We start from the raw sequence: 20,461 nt of genomic DNA, 5'->3' as shown, positions 1-20,461 counted from the left end.
TAAGTCCATGAAAGTTCGTCCAGGTAGTCGCATTGCTGCCATCTCATTGCTATCAGCAACGTTATCGCTGGTGGCCTGCGGTGGGGCTGGCGGGGGTTCTTCTGTTGGGGGGGGACATTGCTGATGGCGGTATCCGCGGTACCGGGTCCAGCGTCGGGCCGGTGTCCGGTTTTGGCAGTGTGTTTGTCAATGGCATCCGGTTTATCACCGAGAACCTGGGCATTGATGACTTTGACGGTGAACCCGGTGTTCCGGTGGAAGCAGACCTTGAAAAAGGAATGATCCTGCAGATTCGTGGCGAATGGCAGGACGATGGCGAGGGCCAGGCCGAACTGGTTCGGTATGACGATACTCTCCGTGGGCCGGTGACCTCTGTGACTCAGCCCTGGGACGATGTCATACGTGAAGGGCGTATCGAGGTCATGGGCTTTGAAGTCATCCTTGACCGTCTGACACAGAGTACGCTGGCGGACCTGGCCACGATCGTCGTCGGCCAGGAGCTGAGAGTCAGTGGCTGGCTGCAGGCTGACGGCAGTTTCCGGGCAAGCTATGTGGGGCCGGTGTCTCCCGGCGATCACGCCCAGGAAATCGAGGGCTACCTTTCCGTCACCGGTGAAGAAGGCAACGAGCGCTACTTTGTCGATGGCCTGGAGTTGCAGATTCCCTCAGGGGCTGTATGTGACGAACTGGCGCTCGCTGACGGTACGCCGGTGGACGCCGAAGGCGAATACTCCGGCGGCGCAGCGTTTATCGTCAGCAATATCTGTAATGGCCCGACGGCATTCCTGGATGAATCCCTTGATGAGGATGTGCAGGTCGCGGGCGTGGTAACCGAACTGTTCGCAGGCGAATTCGCCAATGGCCGTTTCTCGCTGAATGGTATTCGGGTCACTACTGATGCCAATACCGAAGTCGATGACCTGGCACCATCCGACATCCTGCCCGGCGTTCTGTTACAGGTAGAGGGGCGTTACGTTAACGACAACGGTGTACTGACCCTGCAGGCCGAAGAAATTGAGTACCGTGACGCTGATGCGGGAGTTGAAGGACTGCTCGATGGCGTTGATGGCGATGTCCTGACGGTTGGCGGTGTGGAAATTCGCCAGACGCCGTTCACAATCCGTGAGGACGATGACGACGATGATGAGGGCTGCCCTGAGGTTATCGGCCCGGACCTGGTGGGCCGGGTTGAGCTTGAAGTGGCAGGCATCCAGCGTTCCGATGAGGGGTACCTGGAAGCTCTGGAAATTGAGTGTGAAGGTGAGGTGGATGACTCCGGTTATGAGCTGGAGGGGCGCATTGACGCCCTCAACAAGGACCCCGGTTCGGAAAGTCTGACCATTCTCGGGGTCGTGCTCCGAATTGATGCGGACACCGAGTTTGATGATGTGGAATTTGCTGACCTGAGTGAAAATGACCGTGTCGAGATCGACTATTCCGGTGATGGCAGTGGCGGCTATATTGCCGAAGAGATCGAACTGGAAGAAGACGATTGATGTATCGGGGTGTGCGGGAATTTCCGGGGTAGTTGTCCTGGAGCCTGTAAACCAAATTGTGTAACTGCCCACGACTGAGTAATCTTTTCAAAAGGATACCATCGTGGGTACACAATTGGACCAAGAAAAACTCAAAGCCATGGCCGCCGAGCTGGCCAAGGACATTAAGTCCGAAAAAGATCTCGGAGCCCTCACGCAGCAACTGGTCAAGCTGACCGTCGAGACCGCACTCAATGCTGAACTGGATGAGCACCTCGGATACGAGAAGCACGCTCCTGAAGGTCGTGGCACTGGCAACAGTCGCAATGGCTATTCTGCCAAGCGCCTGAAGGGCCAGCACGGGGAAGTTTCCATCCAGTCTCCCCGTGATCGGGAAGGCTCATTTGAGCCTCAGTTCGTCCGTAAGGGTCAGTCTCGGCTGACCCAGATGGATGATCAAATCTTGGCATTGTATGCCAAGGGATTGAGCACACGAGACATCGTAGATGCCTTCAAAGAGATGTACGACGCGGACATCTCGGCAACACTGGTTTCCAAGGTGACGGAGCGTGTGATCGATCAGGTTCATGAGTGGCAGAATCGCCCTGTTGATCCGATCTACCCCATCGTCTATCTGGACTGCATCGTTCTGAAAATTCGTCAGGACAAGAGGGTAATCAACAAGTCCCTATACCTGGCCCTGGGTATCAACATGGAGGGCCAGAAAGAGTTGCTGGGCCTCTGGCTGGCCGAGACCGAGGGTGCGAAGTTCTGGCTATCGGTACTGACGGAACTGAAGAACCGTGGTTTGGAGGACATCCTGATCGCCTGTGTCGATGGCCTCAAAGGGTTCCCGGATGCCATTGCCGCTGAGTACCCCCAAACCAAGGTGCAACTGTGCATCGTGCACATGGTTCGCAACTCGCTGCGCTACGTGTCCTGGAAGGACTACAAGGCCGTGACGGCCGATCTGAAGCAAATCTATCAGTCCGCCACGGAACATGAGGCCCGGCAGGCACTGGAGGCCTTTGGAGAGCGCTGGGACAGCCAATACCCACAGATCTCTCGCTCCTGGCAAAGCCACTGGGATAACCTGATCACCATCTTCGAGTACCCGCCGGCGATCCGGAAGGTGATCTACACCACCAATGCCATCGAGTCGCTGAACAGTGTTATTCGAAAGGCGACCAAGCGCCGGAAGCTGTTCCCCTCCGATGACTCAGCACTGAAAGTGGCCTTCCTGGCGATCCAGCAGGCCTCGAAGAAATGGACCATGCCGATCCGTGATTGGAAGCCGGCATTGAATCGCTTTATTATCGAATTCGGTGACCGCCTGGACGGCCACCTGTAATGGGGTGGGCAGTTACACAGATTTGTTTACAGGCTCTTGTCCTGCCGTGACAAACGCCCCACAATAACGACCCTGAAACTACCGTCCATACATTTACGGGGACCATCCATGGGTGAAGCCAAGCGTCGTCAGCAAACGGGGAGCCCCTCACCTCGCAAACGCTCCCGCATGGGCCTGGTGTTTACCGGGCTGGTGATTATTGCCGTGGCTGTCGTGGCGGTACTTTATTACCTTACCCAGCCATCACTGACCGGGCCGGGGGAATTGCCCGATGTGGCTGAAGACACCCCGGCCTTTCCGTCCCAACTCGACCGCTATGGCGTATCTGTCGGATCCGACGATGCTGAAGTGGTGGTGCGGGAGTTCGCGGACTATCAGTGTCCCGCCTGCGCCCGCTTTGCGAACGCCGGTCAGCGCCTCAAGGAAGAATATGTAGACTCTGGCGAGGTGCGCTTTGTCTTTTTCGACCTGCCCCTGCCGCAGCATACCCACGCCATGGCCGCAGCCATGGCGGCGCGCTGTGCCGGTGACCAGGACGGCTACTGGGCCATGCATGACCGACTGTTTGAAGAACAGTCGAACTGGGAGTCCCTGTCAGACGCCTCCGGGCAGTTCTCTGACTACGCGGACGACCTTGGCCTGGATACCCGCCGCTTCAACCGTTGCATGGAGTCAGAGTTGCACCGGGAAGCTGTCGAGGAAAGCCGCCAGGTGGCCAGGCAGCTACAGGTCGCCAGTACACCAACGGTACTGGTGAACAATATTCCCCTGAACCGCCCGGGCTGGGAGCAGTTGTCCGCCGTCGTTGAGCGGGAACTGAACGAACAGTAATGCCCGCCACCCCGACCGGATTGGTTTTCATTTCCCGGTTTGGTTAAAATTCGCCCGCCAATAACGATGCCGGCCTTTGTCGGCATCGTGCTGAACCACCATGCTCCGGATTTACGATCCGGCCCGCAGGAGTCACCATGTCCCAGACTGTTGTTGTCTGCGCACTTTACAAGTTCGCAGAGCTGAACGATTACCGTGATTTACGCCAGCCGTTGCTGGACCTGATGCTGGCAAAGGATGTCCATGGCACCTTGCTGCTCGCCCGTGAGGGTATCAACGGCACCATTGCCGGTAGCCGTGAGGGCATCGATGCCATCAAGGAATGGCTTGGCCAGGACGAGCGTTTCGGCGGTATTGACTACAAGGAGTCTTTCGTCGATATCCAGCCTTTCAAGCGCACCAAGGTCAAGCTCAAGAAAGAGATCGTCACCATGGGCGTTGAGGGAATAGACCCCAAGCGCACCGTAGGCACCTATGTGGAGCCCCGGGAATGGAATGACCTCATCTCTGACCCGGATGTGTTGCTGATTGACACCCGCAACCAGTACGAGGTGGAAATTGGCACCTTCGAGCGGGCTGTGAATCCCGCCACCGATTCGTTCCGGGAATTCCCGCAGTACGTGAAGGAAAACCTGGACCCGGGTAAGCACCGCAAGGTCGCCATGTTCTGCACCGGCGGTATTCGCTGCGAGAAGTCCACCGCCTTCCTTAAGGAACAGGGCTTCGAGGAGGTTTACCACCTCAAGGGCGGTATCCTGAATTACCTGGAGTCCGTGCCCGAAGAGAACAGCCTGTGGCGCGGTGAGTGCTTTGTGTTCGATGACCGGGTGACCGTCAATCACCAGCTGGAACGCGGCCAGTACGACCAGTGCCATGCCTGCCGTCGCCCCATTACGGAAGACGATAAACAGCGCCCGGAATACGAGCGTGGTGTCAGCTGTCCCCAGTGCATTGATACCGTGACGGAAGAGCAACGGGCCCGGTTTGCCGAGCGAGAGCGCCAGGTGCGCCTGGCCCGGGAACGGGGGGAGGCCCACGTTGGCGGGGAGGCTGCGCGGATTATTGCTGAGCGAAAGGCCCGCAAGAAAGCCGAACGCGCCCGCCAGGCTGCCCGCAGTGCGCGGGGAGAACAGTGCCGCAAAAAGGCCTCTGCCTGAACCGGAACCTGACAACGGAGAACCCATGACTCGCATTACCCGCACCGCGGCCCTTGTCGCCCTCGCCATGCCCCTGGCGGCCACTGCCCAGGACAGTAACTGGGAAGGCGAGGCGGAGCTTGGCCTGCTGGTGACTACCGGTAACTCGGAAGAGACCAACCTGAAGGGCCGGCTGGGCCTGGTGCACGAAACCGAAAGCTGGCGCAATATCGGGGAGTTCCGTTCTGCCTACACCGAAGCGGAGGATGAAACCACTGCGGAGCGTTACCGTGCCGAGGCAGAGACGGACTACAAGTTCTCCGAGAACCAGTTCTGGTTTCTCCGGGGCTTCTGGGAGAATGACCGGTTCTCCGGCTATGACTTCCGTTCCTCGGCGACCACCGGTTACGGTCACCGGGTCTGGGAGTTGGGTGACGACTCTTTCCTGGACCTGTCGGCGGGTGTTGGTTACCGGTTCAACAAACTGGAAGAGCCCGATGATGACGGTAACCGGGACGAGGACGAAGCCATCGCCCGGTTGGCGGGACAGTTCGACTTCGCCCTTTCCGACAATGCCCTGTTCCGTCAGAAGCTCGCCTCGGAGATTGGCCTGGATGAGAACAACGTGATTACCGAGTCTGAAACCTCGGTTCAGGCCAGCGTGATCGGTGATCTTTCCCTGAAGCTCGCTTACCGGGTGACCCATGTTTCCGACGCGCCGCCGGACTCGGAAGACACCGACACCGAAACCTCCCTGTCACTTTTGTACGGTTTCTGAGGACGGCCCAGGCACTTACTGATAGGCGCGAATAATACGGTCCAGCTCTCCGCTGGACCGCAGCCGCTGAAGTTCCTGATTGATCCGGGGTACCAGTGCCTGGTGCCGGGGCGGAAACATCAGGCGAAAACCCACTTCATCCAGGCGAATGGGCGCTTCGCGGATGCTGTCCCCCCAGGGGACGTTCTTCAGGGTCCAGTAACCGGCATGGAGATTACTGATAGCACCCGTGAACCGGGTTCTGCCGTCGTAAAGACGTCGCAGCATCGGCTCCTGATCCTGCACCGGTATTAACGATACCGCCTCCTGCTGCAATCGCTCTGCCAGCCAGGGATAATGGAAGCCCAGCCGCCCGAGCAAGGTGCCCTCCAGGTCCTCTACGGCATCAATCTTTCGATCACTGTCCCGGTGCACAAAAAGGGCATCGCGGGTCATCATGACCGGATCGGAGAAGACGAACGCTTGCGGGTCATCGACCCACTCCATGGCCCGCATGGTGACATCCACGTGACCGGAAAGGAGCAGGCTTTCACTACGTTTGGGCGGCACCTGAACGGCCAGCAGCTCCACCTGGAAACGGTCGGCAATCGCGGAGAGCACATCCCAGAAAATCCCGGAGACGCGACCGTCCCCGTGCACAATGGTAAACGGGGGATGGCCCCCGGTACTGACGTTGAAGGCAAGGGTTTCCGGCATGCTGGCAGGGACGGCGTCGTCACTTACAGCAGTTTGCGCGCCCAGCAACATCAGCAGGGCGATCACACAGTGGCGCATGGTTGTCCGGTTCCGCTCAGTGAGGGAGCTTCAGCATATAGTTCACAATGTGAATTTTCCAGTTCTGAGAAAAAGAATTATTCAGATCCGGTTCCTCAGCCCCAGGTCGTCCGGATAAGGCGAAAGGTAGTGTTGCTGGTCCAGGTAGCTGATGGGCTCCCGGCGCTGGGCCATACGAAGCAGCGTCATGGGTACGATCAACGGCACCTCGCCCCGGTGGTAGGCTTCCACCTGTTCCATCAACACCTTGCGGTCCGCATCGCCCATTGAATCCCGCAGGTAGCCCATCAGGTGCTGCATAGCGTTGACGTGGGAGCCGCGGCTGACGCGCTTGGTCATGGCCTCCATGAAGCGGTGAATGTAGCGGTCGGCGATGGTGGTGAGAGGCTCGGATTTCAGGTCACCCAGCATGGGGCCAAGCTGCCGGTAAATCTGTTCGGAGTGGGCCAGCAACTGGAACTTGTGGCGGGTATGGAACTCGATCAGGGCCTGGGGGGTGAGTCGCTCTCCGGCCACATTCTGCATCCAGTCGTCGTAGGCGAAGACCCGCTCGATGAAGTTCTCCCGCAGCTGGTCGTCATTGAGGCGTCCCTCCTCCTCAACTGGCATCAGGGGGTAGGTGCGGATCAGTGCCTCGGCAAACATGCCACGGCCGTCCCGGTGGACCACGTTGCCATCGCTGTTATGGACGCGGATGCGCTCCATCCCGCAGGAGGGGGACTTGGCCATCAGGATATAGCCCCGCAAATCGGCCAGTGAGCCCATGACCCGGTCGATAAAACCCTGCATCTCTGCGGTATGGTCGGTACCTTTTTTGACCTCGACCAGCCGTAGCCCGTCGTCGCTTTCCCGCAGGTGAATGGCCGGCCGGGGTACGCCGAGTCCGGCTTCCAGTTCCGGGCAAAGGGAGCGGAATTCAAAGTAACGGGACAGTACCTCGGTACAGTAACGGGAGTGTTTATGACCGCCGTCGTGGCGGACTTCCTTCCCCAGCAGGCAGGTGCTGATACCGACGGGAATCTTGCTCATTGTGCGGCACTCCACTGGAACGATGAATGACGCCCGGGTTGGGGCCTTACCTGAGTCAGTATACGGCATATGGCCGGGAGTCGATGACCCTCAGTCGACCTCTTTATGTGCCCGGATGAAACGGTGCTCCCGGGCTTCCGCGTCGCGGGCAGCCAATACGTAGGCATAGATTTCCCGCACGTTGCCGGAGAACTTCTCAATCGAATAGTCCCGGGCAAAGGCCCGGGCGTTGTCGGACAGTTGCTGGCGCAGGGCGTCATCTTCCAGAAGGGCTGTCACCCGCTGGCACCAGAGTTCCCTGCGCTCCGGGGTCTTGTAACCATTCTGACCATGTTGCACGACATCGTCGATTCCACTGGAACGCACTGCCACCACCGGCAGCCCTGCGGCCATGGCCTCGAGGATTACCATGCCCTGGGTTTCGGACTTCGAGGCGAACAGGAAGGCGTCCCCCAGTTGATACCAGGTGGCCATCTCGTCCGGGGGCACGGCGCCGACAAGGGTCATGCAGTCGGCCATGCCCAGCTCATCAACCCGGGCCTGCAGGCGCTCCCGCTGGTGGCCGTCACCGATCATCAGGAAATGGAACGGGCGAGACGTGTCTTGTTTGACCTCTTTCAGTGACTCGATCATGAAATCGATATTCTTCTCATTGGACAGGCGGGCAACGCTGACCAGCACCAGGGTGTCTTCCGGCAGCTCAAGCCTCTTCCTCAACGCCTCCACCTCCTCGTCATCGACCTGCTGGAAGCGCTCGTAATCGATACCCGTAGGCTGTACATAAGTGGGCGTCTTTACCCCGATCATGCGCAGGTATTCTTCCGTGGAGTAGGTGGGCACGATCACGCCGTCACAGAAGTTGGCAAAGCGCCGGATCAGGGCGTGGGAAATCAGGTTCCGGAACAGCAGGCCGGGCAGGGGCACGAAGTGGGCGTAGTGCTCCAGGCGGGTGTGGTAGGTGTAGATAACCGGCACATTGAGCAACCTGGCCATGAACACACCCAGTGACCCGAGCCAGAACGGGTGATGCACGTGGATCACGTCTGGCCGGAATGCCCGCACCTGGCGCCGGATACGGCTCAGGAAGATGTTGGCCATGCGGAATTCACGCCGTGCCCCCATGGAAAGTAGCGAAGGCACCCGGAGTACGTGGGACTCCTCTGCAGGCTGGTCCTGGTAGGTGGGTGCAACCACCAGGACCTTATCCCCCAGTTTGGCAAGGCCCTTTCTCAGTCGCTCTATGGAGATCGGTACCCCGCCGATAAAGGGCAGGTAGTTGTTGGTAAACATCACCACCCGCATGGGATTTTCCAGCCACGGAGTGGGGTCCAGGTCATAGTTTGGGTAATAGTCCCGTCCACGAAAGACCACGGTGTAGAGTTTGATGGCAAGAATGGCCAGTACCGCCACCAGCAATACAAAGTTCAGAAAGCCGGTGTAGAACAGGGAGTAGATAAAGAACCACAGGCTCTCCAGGTGACGCAGCACCGGGTGCTGCCGGGTCTCCACCGGCTGCATGTCGACTTCGATTCCCTGGTCGCCCACCGTCACCATCAGGTAGTGATAAAAACTGTCGTCGGTGTTCAGGACCAGGCCGCCCGCCCCTCCGGTAGTGATAAAACGGGTGCCGTCTTCGACCCGGTCAGACCAGGTGGCGACATTGGCGGAGAACACCAGGTCCACTCCATGCTGGCGGAACAGATCCAGCAGGGCCCGGCGGAAAGGTTCCGGTTGCAGGTAGTCGTCCTCGTCATCCAGTAACAGCGAATCCCCGGTGGCGAATAGCGGGTGGCCCACGAAAACGATGCGGTGCTCAGAGCTGTCCTCGGCCAGCAGGTCATGGAGCCAGCGGACCTGCCAGCGCCAGGGGGTCTTCCCGGTACTGTCCAGGAAGATAAGACGGGAATCCGCCACCCGGAAACTGAAGTAATGGGGGCCAAAGTGCTCATAGTAGCGGTAACTGCCGAAGGTGCTGTGCTCGTTCTCGCCGAAAGTGAGCAGCCAGGGAATCTCCAGCTTCCCGAGGGTGCCATAGAGGGCCTGGTACTTGTCCTCGCCGCCGTTGCTGACCGCATTACCGGCGGAGACCAGGAAACGGGCATCGCTGCGGTTGATCCGGGGCAGGATGCGGTTCTCGAACATGCCCACGGAGTTGTTGATATTGCCAACCACGGCAAAGCGGTAGGGGGCATCCGTGATGGTACCGGTAATCGCCTCGACCTGGTTGGTATGAACCCCTTCGAATTCCGGCAGGAAATAGTTCAGGTAGGCCTTGTAGCCCAGCAACAGCAGGACCACGGTGACGTTGAGGTAGAAGAGCAGTTTGAGGGGATTGCGGATCATTCTCTGCGACTCCGTGCCAGGTCCCTCTGCAGCAGTATGAGCCCGATCAGCATGCCAAGGTAGATGGTGACTGTCCGCCAGGCAATGGTTACCAGCACCAGGTGGCTACCCCCCAGTATGTCCCGGAAGAAGCTGCCGAATACGCCTTCGGAGATGCCCGATGCACCGGGTGTAGGCGAAAAGTACATGATGAAGGTGGTAACCACCAGCAGGCCAAGGTTATTCAGCCAGGAGACGTCATACCCCAGTCCGGTGATCAGCAGCCAGGGAAAGCTGAACAGGCTGACCAGGAACAGGGCCGTAAACAAGACGGACAGAAACACCCAGCGGCGATCTCCCCTGAGGTAATAGCCGAAGCTACGGGCAAACCGCATCATTTCGCGGCGGGCCCTGAACTGCCAGCGACGGTGGCGCCTGGGACTGATCAGGTTCCAGCGTTCCAGCAGGGTCAGGGCGCCTGTCAGTGGCGGAATCAGCCAGCGGGTACGAAACAGGACCACGGCAAAGAACGCCAGGTAAAGTGTTATCAGAACCGCCAGCACCCAGCTGACCTGGCCCAGTAAAGGCTGACCCTGTAGCGCAGGCAGGGTGACCAGGAAAACAGGGGTCAGGGAGAAAATGAACACAATGGCGAGGATGGTACGAATCGTGGTTGCCGCAGTGGCAAAGCCCAGGGGCACGCCCTCGCGCTGTAAATACCATATCTGGGCAAAGCCACCGCCAGTGGCCATTGGTGTGACGTTGGAAAAGAAGATGTTGATAAACACCAGGCGGGCGATAGCCCCGGGCCTGACCCTGTAACCCAGGGCACGGAGGGTGGCGTACAGGCGAAGACCGTCGCATGTGAAATAGATTAGCAGCAGTGAGCCCACTGTGGCCAGTGTCCAGGGAGTAATCAGCCGGCCATCAAAGGTTACATCCCGGTCAGCAAATTGCTGATGGACGACCCATAGTCCCGCGCCTGTCAGAAACAGGAACAGCAACGTGAACAGAACAAGCCGGCGACCGGATGTGGAAGGCTGTTGCGGGTTTGCCATGGAGTCCTGGGGCCCGGGGTTGAAGAGGTCACAGTGTATCCCCCCGGGTCCGGCGTATACCAGCGCGAGTAACTGGACCGTGAGCAGTTGCATCTGAACCATGGCGGCCGGGGTTGAAATCCGGTCATGTCGCGCGCAGGTATATAGGTTGATCCGTACTCAAACCCATAACCGGAGTAAACCCATGCCCCGACATTTTGAGCAGGCACCCGGCCTGCATGATTCAGTGGTGCCGGAAACCGAAGGCTACGTGTTCAACCAGACCATGCTGCGTATCAAGGACCCCGAACGGTCCATGGATTTCTATACCCGGGTGATGGGTATGCGGCTGGTGCGCAAGCTGGACTTTCCGGAAATGAAGTTCACCCTCTATTTCCTGGCCTACCTGGATGAACGCCAGGCCCAGATGGTGCCAGCGGACGATGGCCACCGCACCACCTTTATCTTCGGTCGTGAAGCCATGCTGGAGTTGACCCACAACTGGGGCACAGAGGGTGACGACGACTTCCGCTATCACAACGGCAACGACGAGCCCCAGGGGTTTGGCCACATCGGGGTAGCAGTGCCGGACGTCTACGCCGCCTGTGAGCGCTTCGAGAAACTGGGTGTCGACTTCGTAAAGCGTCCCGATGACGGCAAGATGAAGGGGCTGGCCTTTATCAAGGACCCGGACGGCTACTGGATCGAGATTCTCCAGCCCAACATGATGGAGAAGCAGCGCAAGGAAGGTTGAACCGACACTCCAGCTATTTCCGGCCCGGACAGCGTGGCGCCTGCCGGGCCGCAGATTTGTCCCTGACTGCTGGCTTTGAGCGGCTACTGATCGATGCCACGATCACCGCCAGGGTCAGGATCAAGGCACCGGCAATGCCGGTAGGACCAAGTATTTCATCCAGGACAAGCCACGCCAGCAAGGCGACGAACAGTGGCTCCAGGGTCACGATAATGCTCGACAGCGTTGCCGGCGTGGTTTGCATGCCGGTAAAGAAACACAGGTAACCCACGCAGGTTGGTACTACTCCGATATAGCCCACCATCAGCCAGTCCGTAAGTCCCAAGGTTTCCAGGCCGGTAAACCCTCCACTCAGCCAGACCGTGGGCAGCAGCAACAGCGCGGCTACCAGGAAACAGACAAAGGCCGTCGTAAAGACCGGTGTGCCGGCCGAGTTGTAACGACTCGTGAGTGTAAACCCGGTGTAGACCGCTGCCGCCAGCAGTGCCATGAGAATCCCTGCCAGGCGCAGGGTGCCGGCGGTATCCATGTCGCTGATAACCAGCATGCCTGTTCCGGCGATGGCCGCTATCAGAGCCAGCATTGTAACCAGTCGCGGTTTTTCGCCCAGCAGGGGGGCGGCGAGTATGGCCACCAGCACTGGTGGCAGGCACAGGGAAATCAGCGTAGCAATGCCTGCACCGGTCAGGTCGACGGCCAGCAGGTAGCTACCCTGGTAGAACGCCTGGAAGAGGCCCAGCCCGCCCAGCACAAGTAAGGCTGCAGGCGTCAGTGCGGGCCAGATTCGGGTTCGCTCACCCTTTGTCGAATGCTGGTCCAGCTCTCGCTTCATAAGCAGCCAGAAAAATGGCAGCGCCACCAGCAGTCGCAGCAGGCCGAGGGTGAGCGGTTGCAGTTCCGTGTCCGAGAACAGGAACTTGGCAACAATGCCAGTGGTCGCCCAAAGCAGCGAGGCGAAAGCGATCAGAAGCGCGCCCCGAATCATCGAGCGCCCCTTGCCAAGGGTACCCGCTGATTCCGGGTCTTACCGGCAGCAGGTTGCCGGGTAAGGTGCGTGTGGGGGGCGTTAGCCATTTGGGATGTCCGCGAGCAATGAATCAAGGCAACCAACGATAGGGTTCGCTGCAGGCCATGTCCAGATGACGTTGCGATTCGGGGTGGCGGCCAGGCCGGTGTGCCAGCGTCAAAAAAAGCCCCGCTGAAGGCGGGGCAGGGAGGTCAGCGGGTGGTGATGCGTTCGGCATTCTTCTCTACCGTGGCTTCACCGATGCCCCGAACGCGGGTCAGATCGCCCTCTGATTCAAACGGGCCATTGGTGTCGCGGTCAGCGACGATGGCCAATGCCTTGCTTTCACCGATGCCGTCAAGGGCAGTCAGTTCCTCTGCCGTTGCGGTGTTGATGTTGATAACGCTGGCCAGCGGCTTCGCTGGTTCCTCAGCCCAGGCCGGGGCCTGACTGGCAAACAGGCTCAGGGCCAGGATTAATGAAGCAATGATTGTCTGTATCTTTTTCATGGCTGCTGTCTTCAGGTTTGGTTGGCTGTCAATGCAGAACCGACCATTCCGGCACCGGCACCCGAAGCCGGCGTTGCCTCACCACGGAACCATGGCAAGCCACCACAGAAGGTCTGCCAACCATGTACTACGAAAAGGAGGCGCCCGGGCTTGAATTCCGATGATCCGGGAAGCGAAAACGAGGTTTGAAACGGCGAGGTCAGATGGGGACATGGTGCACGGCTGGGGCCACATTCCCTGTGACCCCCTGTCCGCGACCAGACCCGGTGCCGGTTCCTTCGGCACTGCCCGATTCCCTGGGCGTCATCCGTGACGGCATTCCCTTTTGGGCGTCCTTGCTTCGCTGACCTTCCTGGCCGGCGATGGGCGACTCCCTGCCGAATCCGCTGCTACACTCCCTGCAGTAGCCTCTACTCCATGACTACGCTTTCCCTACGTCTGCCAGTTCCTGCATTCCCTTGGTGACTTCCGTGTACAGGAACCATTCTACGCGTCGCTGGTTTGCAGGAAACCAGACATTCCCAACCGCTGGTGTAGGAAAAAGCCTACAGGCTTGTAAGCTGCCGTCTGCCGCTGTGTCTGTTGGCCGTTATTAGCCTCTTTATTCCGGGGGCTGTCGATAGGGGAGGGCATCCAGGGCGGCATGATGATAGTTTTGAACGTCCCGGGCTTCTTCCTCACAGAACTCCGCGACTGCGTCCCGAAAGCCGGAGTGGTCAACGTTGTGCCAAGAGTGGGTCAGAACCGGCTCAAAGCCGCGAACCAGCTTGTGCTCCCCCTGGGCGCCGGCATCGAAACGGGCTAATCCCTCGGCGATCGCCAGGTCGATGCCCTGGTAGTAGCAGGTTTCAAAGTGCAGGTGGTTATAGTCTTCCAGGCAGCCCCAGTAGCGCCCGTACAGGGTCTGGTCGCCAATGATAAAGAGCGCGGCGGCAATGCGCTTGCCGGCCTGCTCTGCCGTTATGATACGAAGCTGCCGGCCCAGGCGACGGGCCAGGTTACGGAAAAACTCCCGGTTCAGGTACGGACGCATGCCGCGCTTGAGGTAGGTGGCATTATAGAAAAGGAAAAAGTCGTCCAGCACTTCCTCCGGTAACGAGTCGCCGGGCCAGTGCTGGAAACCAATGCCCTGTTCAGCCACCTGCCGACGCTCCCGTCGAAGGGATTTGCGCTTGCGGGAGGTGAGCGTGGCCAGGAAGTCTTCGAAGTCGCCGTAGCTGCGATTGTGCCAGTGGAACTGGCAGCCCAGGCGGTGGAGGGCACCGGGTTTGTCCAGCAGGGCCTGGTCCGTTCCATCCGGAAACAGCAGGTGCCAGGAGTGGACCCCAAGCGCAGGCATCAGTGCATCCAGCGCCTGGTGAACCTCGCTGGCGGAAAGGTGACTCCGAATGTCCTCCCTGATCAGCAGACGACGACCCTGGCAGGGGGTGAACGGCACGGCGACAAGCAACTTGGGATAGTAGGCAAGGCCGTGACGTTGCCAGGCGTCCGCCCATGCCCAGTCGAAGACGTACTCCCCCATGGAGTGATATTTCCGGTAGGCAGGCGCTACACCGACCCAGCGACCATCAAGGTAGAACTTCAGGTGGCAGGGTTGCCAGCCGGTTTGCCGACTTACGGCACCACTGGTTTCGAGGGCTTCAAGGAAGTGATAGCTGATCAGCGGGTCTGTGGTGCCGGAGAAGGCTTGCCAGTCATCATGGCCGATGTCGGCAATGCGGTTGACGGTCAGTATGTCGAGGCCACGGGGGGCAGGGCGTGCGGTCATGGGTCTGCCTGAAAAGCATGGCCGCCTCGGGGAGGCGGCCGGGTCAAGGAACGTTGACCTACTTTACGACAGGGAGTGTGTGTTGATCACTCTTCGGACGGTTTTTCGCAGCGCTCCTTCATCTTCTCGAAGCGGCGATCGTGCTTCTGGCGGCGTTCGTCGCGCATTTCGTTCCAGATTTCCCGCTGCTCATCGGTCAGTTGCAGGCGTTCGGCCATCTGTTCATGGCGCTCATTGGCTTTTTCACGGTATTGCTCGCGCTTCTGTTTCCAGTCACCACTTTCGAACTTCTCGCACATCTCGGCGTGGTTTCGTTTGCCACCATAGGCACGGTCATCCTTGCCTTTTTCGCCGGCAAAGGCGATCGGGCTGGCGAGCAAGGCAGCGGAGATTAGGGCAGCGGTAAGGGTGGTGGCTGTTTTGTGTGCTTTCATGGCAGAACTCCCGTTTTCATTCGAGCGGTGCGGCTGTTCCCGCACCCATGTGCTGACCATAATAGGGCGCGGCGTGTAAGTTCCTGTCAGATCATGGTAAAAAATCCGTAAAGAGCGCCCCGGGGCTGCTTCGGTCCGGTGGGTGCTGATATGGTTATTGCCAACACCATTATGGGGAGAGTGCCCGATGCAGAACCGGGTATTACTGGTTGAAGACGATGAAGAGTTGCGTACGCTTCTGGCCCGGTATCTGAACGGGCAGGGGTTCGAGGTACGGGAAGCGGCCAATGGTGGCGATGGCCTGACCCTGGCGGCCGAGGGGCTGACCGACATCGTTGTGCTCGATATCATGCTGCCGGACATGTCCGGCCTTGATGTGCTGAGGGAGCTGCGGGCGCGTAATCACCTCCCTGTTATCCTGCTCACCGCCCGGGGTGATGAGACTGACCGTATTGTGGGCTTCGAAGTCGGAGCCGATGACTACATTCCCAAACCCTGCAACCCCCGGGAGTTGGTGGCCAGGATCCAGGCAGTGCTCAGGCGGGTGGCCTGGGACCACCAGGCGGAAGTTGATGCCGACCGGGTCTTCGGTGACCTGCGGGTAGAGCCGGAGCAGCGTCGGGTCTACCTTCGTGACGACCCGGTGGAGTTGACCGCCACGGAATATGAAGTACTGCAGGTACTCCTGGCCCACGCTGGCAGCGTCGTTCGCAAGACAGACCTGATGCAGTGGGCATTGGGTCGGCGCCTCGCTGCATACGATCGCACCCTGGATATGCATATCAGTAACCTGCGCCGCAAGCTGGGTCCGGAGGAGCCTTCCCGTATCGAAACCGTGCGCGGGCTGGGGTACAGCTACCGTGTCACCGGCCCTGCCCCCTCCGACACTTGATGATTCGCAGGAGTTAACTTGAACACCTCTGGAAAACGTACGGTAATGTTCCCGCTGTTCTGGCGGATTTTCCTGCTGATCTGGCTGGCGCTGGCGGCTGCGGTGGCGCTGAGCAACCTGGTGACCCGGGAGTTGCTGGACCGGGAGCGGGAAGCCATAGAGCAGCTGGAGGGGCTGAGGGACGTGGCTATTGAAGCGGCCCGCCTGCGCCAGGGCGACGATCGTGGCGCTTTCTGGCGCTACCTGCGGGCGAAAGGCGAAGAAATGGACCTGCACCTGATGCTGGTGGACGTGGATCATGCCAGCGAGCAGTTGCCCGATTCAGTAAGGGAGCGAATGCGATCCTGGTACCATCGCAAGCCGGCCGTGGTCGAGGTGAGTGATACCCAGCGGCTGGTGGCATGGCCGCGTTCGGATCGGGAGGGGCGGGTGTCGCCAGCGGTAGCCCGTACCCTTGAGCTCTCCCTGGGGGTCATCCTGCTGACTTTCGCCTGCTGGTGGATCGCCAGGCTGGTTTCCCGTCCCTTGCGTCACATGGAGAGCACTGCCCAGGCCATCGCCGCCGGCGACCTGAGCCTGCGGGTAAACGACCGGATTGCCCGGCGTCGGGATGAGATCGGTCTCACCGCCAGGGCTTTTAACGCCATGACTGAGCGTCTTTGCGAACTGTTGGACCGGCAGAACCAGTTGATGCGGGATATTTCCCACGACCTGAGAACGCCACTGGCAAGGCAGCGCGTGGCCATCGAACTGGCCGCCGACAGCGGCATCGAGCCAGAGTTACTGGACAGCATCCAGCGGCAGAACGAACGGCTGGACGAAATGACCGGGCAGATTCTCACCCTGTACCGGGTTTCCGGCGGTCGTGACGGGCTGGAACGGGAGCCGGTGCAGATCGTGAGGGCCATTAACGATGTCCTTCGGGATGCGGCCGACTACGCAGAACATCAGCGGGTCGACTGCCACTTCGAGGCGGGTCCGGATTGCCACCAGGTGACGGTGCTGGCCAACGGAGAACTGTTACGGCGAGGACTGGACAACATTCTGCAGAACGCCCTGGATTACACGCCGCCGGGCAAGGCTGTGACTATCGGGCTGGTTCGGGAGGGCGACCAGTTATGTTGCTCCATCACGGACCAGGGTCCCGGTGCCCCGGAAGAGATGCTGCCCCACCTGTTTGAGCCCTTCTACCGGGCTGACAAGGCCCGCAGCGGTCGCGGCTGGGGCCTGGGGCTGGCTATCGCCCGGGACATCGTTGCGGCCCATGATGGCCGGATCGATGCCCGAAACGTTGACGGCGGCGGTCTGCAAGTGACCCTGTGGTTGCCAGTGTTCACGGGACCCGACGACCCGGGACTGGGTGAGCGCTTCGGGAGGAGCAGGCTGTGAGCAGGCACTATCCGGTGCCGGCGGGGCCCCTGGAGCGGGAAACGGTCATCAAGAAGAGTCGCTTTATCGCCCGGGTCGCCCCGGTGGAAAACCGCGAACAGGTAAAGGCGCTGGCAGAACAGGCCTGGCAGGATCACCCGGATGCCCGGCATGTCTGCTGGGCCTACCAGGTCGGCCCGCCCGGGTCAGCGGCCGAGGCCGGCATGAACGATGACGGAGAGCCCTCCGGAACGGCCGGAAAACCTATCCTCAACGTGATCCAGCACAAGGACATGGGGGATGTGGCGGTTATCGTGATCCGCTATTTCGGTGGCATCAAGCTCGGTGCGGGTGGCCTGGTACGAGCCTACGCCGGCGCGGCGGAATCGGTGCTCTCCGAGGTTGGCCGGCAGCAGAGCCAGCCCGTGGAGAACCTGGTCGTGTCGCTGCCCTTTGCCATGGAGCAGCCGTTACGGCACTGGTGTAATCAGCATGGGGCCAATCCGTCAGAGCCGACCTATGGCGACGGCGTCACCTTCACCATCATGGTGCCGGTTACCGAGGCAGAAGCCCTGGTGTCCTTCTGCGAGGCCAACCAGCTGAATTACCATACGGAAACGCCCCCGGCATAAACAGCACTGACCAGCCATCACTGACGTATACTGAAGCGAACATGCATTAATGGTGAATACAGCTTAACGGAGAGGCGCACTATGATCCGGTTAGCCAGAGTTCCGCATCTGTTGGCCCTCGTGGCGCTTGGCCTTTTGCTCGGCGGCTGCGCGGCGAAGGTGGTTACCGATTACGACAGCAACGCAGCCTTTGCCAGTTATCAGAGCTGGGCCTTTACGCTGAATGCTGGTGAAGGGTATACCTCCCTTGACGGTAGCCGGGTCGAGGCTGCGATCACCCGGGAGCTGGGGTCCCGGGAACTGAACCAGGTCGATGCCAGTACCGCTGACCTTCTGGTCAGTTATCGCATCGACGAAGTCGAACGCCTGGACACCACCGGTTTTTCCTATGGTCTCGGTTTCGGCAGCGGCCGTTTCGGCTGGGGGCTTGCCACCGCGCCCCCAGTACGCGAGGTTCGCGAGGGGCAGCTGATTGTAGAGCTGGTGGACAGCACTACGGAGCGGGTAGTCTGGCGCGGCGCGAGCAAACGCTACCTGAACGAAAACCAGTCACCGGAAACCCGCCAGGAACTGATTGATGAAGTGGTTGCCGAGATGTTTAACCGGTACCCTCCCGGTAGCAACACTCAGTCCGGCAACTGACAGGAGTTGATGTGAAGAAGCGAGAGTCTGGCGGCCTGGTCTATTCCACAGAACAGGGTCGCATGTGCCCCGATTGCCGCAACCCGCTGGAGGCCTGCACGTGTTCAGAGCAGCCGGCGCCTGCCGGCGATGGCGTGGTTCGGGTCAGCCGGGAAACCAAGGGCCGCAAGGGCAAGGGTGTGACCATCGTAACGGGTATCCCGCTGGCCGGCTCGGAGCTCAAGGCCTTCGCCAAGAAGCTGAAGGCCCGCTGCGGTACCGGCGGCACTGTCAAAGATAACACCATCGAAATACAGGGAGATCAGCGGGATGTCCTGGTCCCGATCCTGCAAGAGCAAGGCTGGACGGTCAAACGGGTGGGTGGCTGAGCCGCCCGCCAGCCGGTCATTCATTGAGTAATCACACAACTCAGGGGAGCGCATATGCACATACTGGTCATGGGCGCCGGTGTGGTAGGCGTCACTTCGGCCTGGTTTTTGCGCCAGGCTGGCCACGATGTGACGGTGGTCGATCGTCAGGGGCGCGCCGGGGTGGAAACCAGCTATGCCAACGGTGGACAGATTTCTGTATCCCACGCCGAGCCCTGGGCAAATCCTTCAGCCCCCCTGAAGGTGCTCAAGTGGCTCAGTCAGCCTGATGCACCCTTGTTGTTCCGGCTCAGGATGGACCCGGCCCAGTGGCTCTGGGGGCTCAAGTTCCTGACCCAGTGCACATCCGGTCGGGCCGCCTGGAACATCCGTCAGATGGTGAACCTGGGTATCTACAGCCGGTCGACGCTACAGGCGTTGCGCACTGAACTAGGGCTGGAATATGACCAGCTGGAGAAGGGCATCCTGCACTTCTACACCAGCGAGAAAGAGTTTGAGGCAGCCCGGGAGCCGACCCGCATCATGCAGGACCTGGGGTGTGACCGGCAGGTTATCGATGCCGACCGGGCCCTGGAGCTTGAGCCAGCCCTGGCACCTATCCGCAACCGCATCGCCGGAGCCACCTACACCCGGGAGGATGAATCCGGGGATGCCCGCAAGTTCACCCAGGCACTGGCCGCGAAGGCTGAGGCAGCCGGGGTCGAGTTCCTCTACGACACCGAGGTTGTGGGCTTTGAGGGTACCCGTGATCGGATCCTGGGCGTCGGCACGATTGATTCGGAGGGGGCCCACCGTACCCTGCGTATGGACAGCTACGTGCTGAGCATGGGCAGCTACAGTGCCCACTTTGCCCGCAAGCTGGGGTTTTCCCTCAATATTTACCCGGCCAAGGGCTACTCTATTACTGCGCCGGTCAAGGACGAGGAGGCCGCCTTCCAGGTCAGCCTGACCGACGACGAATACAAGCTGGTCTATTCGCGCCTGGGAAACCGCTTGCGGGTTGCGGGTACCGCCGAACTCAATGGCTATGACAGGGACCTGAACCTGGTACGCTGCAACGCCATCGTGCGGCGGGCATCTGAAATCATGCCGGATGCCGCTCACTGGGGGCAGTCAGAGTTCTGGACCGGCCTGCGTCCGGCAACTCCGTCGAACGTGCCCTACATAGGCAAAAGCCGGGTCAGCAACCTTTACCTGAACACCGGCCACGGCACTCTGGGCTGGACCCATTCCTGTGGCTCCGCTGCTGCGCTGGCGGATATTGTCAGTGGCCGGACACCGGAACTGGAGTTTGATTTTACCGGGGTGTGACGGGCCCTGTGCGGGCCCGCGATGTCGGCTGACTCCGGGTATAT

20 protein-coding genes are annotated in these 20,461 nt (G+C 60.0%); 12 read left to right on the top strand and 8 right to left on the bottom strand.

Translation table 11 applies throughout. The annotated features are described in order from the left end of the window. Positions 1 to 32: 32 nt before the first annotated feature. The 5 genes from LJ360_RS15155 to LJ360_RS15135 all read left to right on the top strand — a co-directional run bounded on the left by LJ360_RS15155 (position 33) and on the right by LJ360_RS15135 (position 5,571). Positions 33 to 1,496 carry a DUF5666 domain-containing protein gene (locus tag LJ360_RS15155; RefSeq protein ID WP_143066578.1) on the top strand — a complete coding sequence of 488 codons (1,464 nt, stop codon included), beginning with the start codon at positions 33 to 35 and terminating at the stop codon, positions 1,494 to 1,496. Positions 1,497 to 1,611: 115 nt separating this feature from the next. Continuing rightward, positions 1,612 to 2,826 carry an IS256 family transposase gene (locus tag LJ360_RS15150; protein ID WP_264996055.1) on the top strand — a complete coding sequence of 405 codons (1,215 nt, stop codon included), beginning with the start codon at positions 1,612 to 1,614 and terminating at the stop codon, positions 2,824 to 2,826. A gap of 108 nt (positions 2,827 to 2,934) precedes the next feature. Then, on the top strand, positions 2,935 to 3,657 hold the full coding sequence (locus LJ360_RS15145; protein ID WP_091849941.1) for a DsbA family protein: 723 nt from the start codon (positions 2,935 to 2,937) through the stop codon (positions 3,655 to 3,657). Between the two features lie 137 nt (positions 3,658 to 3,794). Then, entirely contained in the window at positions 3,795 to 4,814 is a 1,020-nt protein-coding gene (locus LJ360_RS15140) for a rhodanese-related sulfurtransferase (protein ID WP_091849939.1), read from the top strand. A 25-nt stretch (positions 4,815 to 4,839) separates the two neighbouring features. Next, complete coding sequence (locus LJ360_RS15135; RefSeq protein WP_091849937.1) at positions 4,840 to 5,571, top strand: YdiY family protein; 732 nt, start codon at positions 4,840 to 4,842, stop codon at positions 5,569 to 5,571. Between the two features lie 15 nt (positions 5,572 to 5,586). Here the strand turns inward: LJ360_RS15135 and LJ360_RS15130 are convergent, their stop codons facing one another. From LJ360_RS15130 to LJ360_RS15115, 4 genes are all read right to left on the bottom strand, one after another. After that, positions 5,587 to 6,345: a substrate-binding periplasmic protein gene (locus LJ360_RS15130; RefSeq protein WP_091849935.1), complete on the bottom strand. Its 759-nt coding sequence runs from the start codon at positions 6,343 to 6,345 to the stop codon at positions 5,587 to 5,589. 81 nt (positions 6,346 to 6,426) lie between these two features. Continuing rightward, positions 6,427 to 7,374 carry a YbgA family protein gene (locus LJ360_RS15125; RefSeq protein WP_091849933.1) on the bottom strand — a complete coding sequence of 316 codons (948 nt, stop codon included), beginning with the start codon at positions 7,372 to 7,374 and terminating at the stop codon, positions 6,427 to 6,429. 90 nt (positions 7,375 to 7,464) lie between these two features. Continuing rightward, complete coding sequence (locus tag LJ360_RS15120) at positions 7,465 to 9,717, bottom strand: glycosyltransferase (RefSeq protein WP_091849931.1); 2,253 nt, start codon at positions 9,715 to 9,717, stop codon at positions 7,465 to 7,467. Continuing rightward, on the bottom strand, positions 9,714 to 10,754 hold the full coding sequence (locus LJ360_RS15115) for a lysylphosphatidylglycerol synthase transmembrane domain-containing protein (protein ID WP_091850191.1): 1,041 nt from the start codon (positions 10,752 to 10,754) through the stop codon (positions 9,714 to 9,716). Before LJ360_RS15115 ends, LJ360_RS15120 begins: the two co-directional genes overlap by 4 nt. Before the next feature lie 184 nt (positions 10,755 to 10,938). Here LJ360_RS15115 and gloA point away from each other — a divergent pair, with 184 nt between their 5' ends. Further along, positions 10,939 to 11,487 (top strand): lactoylglutathione lyase, encoded by a 549-nt coding sequence (gene gloA, locus LJ360_RS15110; RefSeq protein WP_091849929.1) that lies wholly within the window; start codon positions 10,939 to 10,941, stop codon positions 11,485 to 11,487. Between the two features lie 13 nt (positions 11,488 to 11,500). Here gloA and LJ360_RS15105 read toward each other — a convergent pair whose 3' ends face one another. The 4 genes from LJ360_RS15105 to LJ360_RS15090 all read right to left on the bottom strand — a co-directional run bounded on the left by LJ360_RS15105 (position 11,501) and on the right by LJ360_RS15090 (position 15,204). Continuing rightward, entirely contained in the window at positions 11,501 to 12,472 is a 972-nt protein-coding gene (locus LJ360_RS15105; RefSeq protein ID WP_091849927.1) for a DMT family transporter, read from the bottom strand. 233 nt (positions 12,473 to 12,705) lie between these two features. Further along, positions 12,706 to 13,002 carry a ComEA family DNA-binding protein gene (locus LJ360_RS15100; protein WP_091849925.1) on the bottom strand — a complete coding sequence of 99 codons (297 nt, stop codon included), beginning with the start codon at positions 13,000 to 13,002 and terminating at the stop codon, positions 12,706 to 12,708. A gap of 601 nt (positions 13,003 to 13,603) precedes the next feature. Next, positions 13,604 to 14,770: a GNAT family N-acetyltransferase gene (locus LJ360_RS15095; RefSeq protein ID WP_091849924.1), complete on the bottom strand. Its 1,167-nt coding sequence runs from the start codon at positions 14,768 to 14,770 to the stop codon at positions 13,604 to 13,606. An 86-nt stretch (positions 14,771 to 14,856) separates the two neighbouring features. Beyond that, positions 14,857 to 15,204 carry a hypothetical protein gene (locus LJ360_RS15090; protein WP_143066577.1) on the bottom strand — a complete coding sequence of 116 codons (348 nt, stop codon included), beginning with the start codon at positions 15,202 to 15,204 and terminating at the stop codon, positions 14,857 to 14,859. 187 nt (positions 15,205 to 15,391) lie between these two features. Between LJ360_RS15090 and LJ360_RS15085 the strand changes: the two genes are divergently transcribed. The 6 genes from LJ360_RS15085 to LJ360_RS15060 all read left to right on the top strand — a co-directional run bounded on the left by LJ360_RS15085 (position 15,392) and on the right by LJ360_RS15060 (position 20,417). After that, positions 15,392 to 16,096, top strand: coding sequence for a response regulator transcription factor (locus tag LJ360_RS15085; protein ID WP_091849920.1), 705 nt, complete (start codon positions 15,392 to 15,394; stop codon positions 16,094 to 16,096). Between the two features lie 18 nt (positions 16,097 to 16,114). Further along, complete coding sequence (locus tag LJ360_RS15080; RefSeq protein ID WP_245742515.1) at positions 16,115 to 17,485, top strand: sensor histidine kinase; 1,371 nt, start codon at positions 16,115 to 16,117, stop codon at positions 17,483 to 17,485. After that, positions 17,482 to 18,096, top strand: coding sequence for a YigZ family protein (locus tag LJ360_RS15075; RefSeq protein WP_091849916.1), 615 nt, complete (start codon positions 17,482 to 17,484; stop codon positions 18,094 to 18,096). The genes LJ360_RS15080 and LJ360_RS15075 overlap by 4 nt, the downstream gene beginning before the upstream one ends. Positions 18,097 to 18,177: 81 nt before the next feature. Continuing rightward, positions 18,178 to 18,738, top strand: coding sequence for a DUF4136 domain-containing protein (locus LJ360_RS15070; RefSeq protein ID WP_091849914.1), 561 nt, complete (start codon positions 18,178 to 18,180; stop codon positions 18,736 to 18,738). Positions 18,739 to 18,800: 62 nt separating this feature from the next. After that, entirely contained in the window at positions 18,801 to 19,106 is a 306-nt protein-coding gene (locus tag LJ360_RS15065; protein ID WP_245742525.1) for a translation initiation factor Sui1, read from the top strand. A gap of 54 nt (positions 19,107 to 19,160) precedes the next feature. Beyond that, positions 19,161 to 20,417, top strand: coding sequence for a D-amino acid dehydrogenase (locus tag LJ360_RS15060; RefSeq protein ID WP_091849910.1), 1,257 nt, complete (start codon positions 19,161 to 19,163; stop codon positions 20,415 to 20,417). Positions 20,418 to 20,461: the final 44 nt, after the last annotated feature.

Origin of the sequence: Marinobacter sp. AN1 (assembly GCF_026013985.1) — a bacterium.
Taxonomy (GTDB): domain Bacteria; phylum Pseudomonadota; class Gammaproteobacteria; order Pseudomonadales; family Oleiphilaceae; genus Marinobacter; species Marinobacter segnicrescens.
The sequence above is the reverse complement of the archived record's forward strand: the minus strand, read 5'-3'. Positions and strand labels throughout refer to the sequence as shown.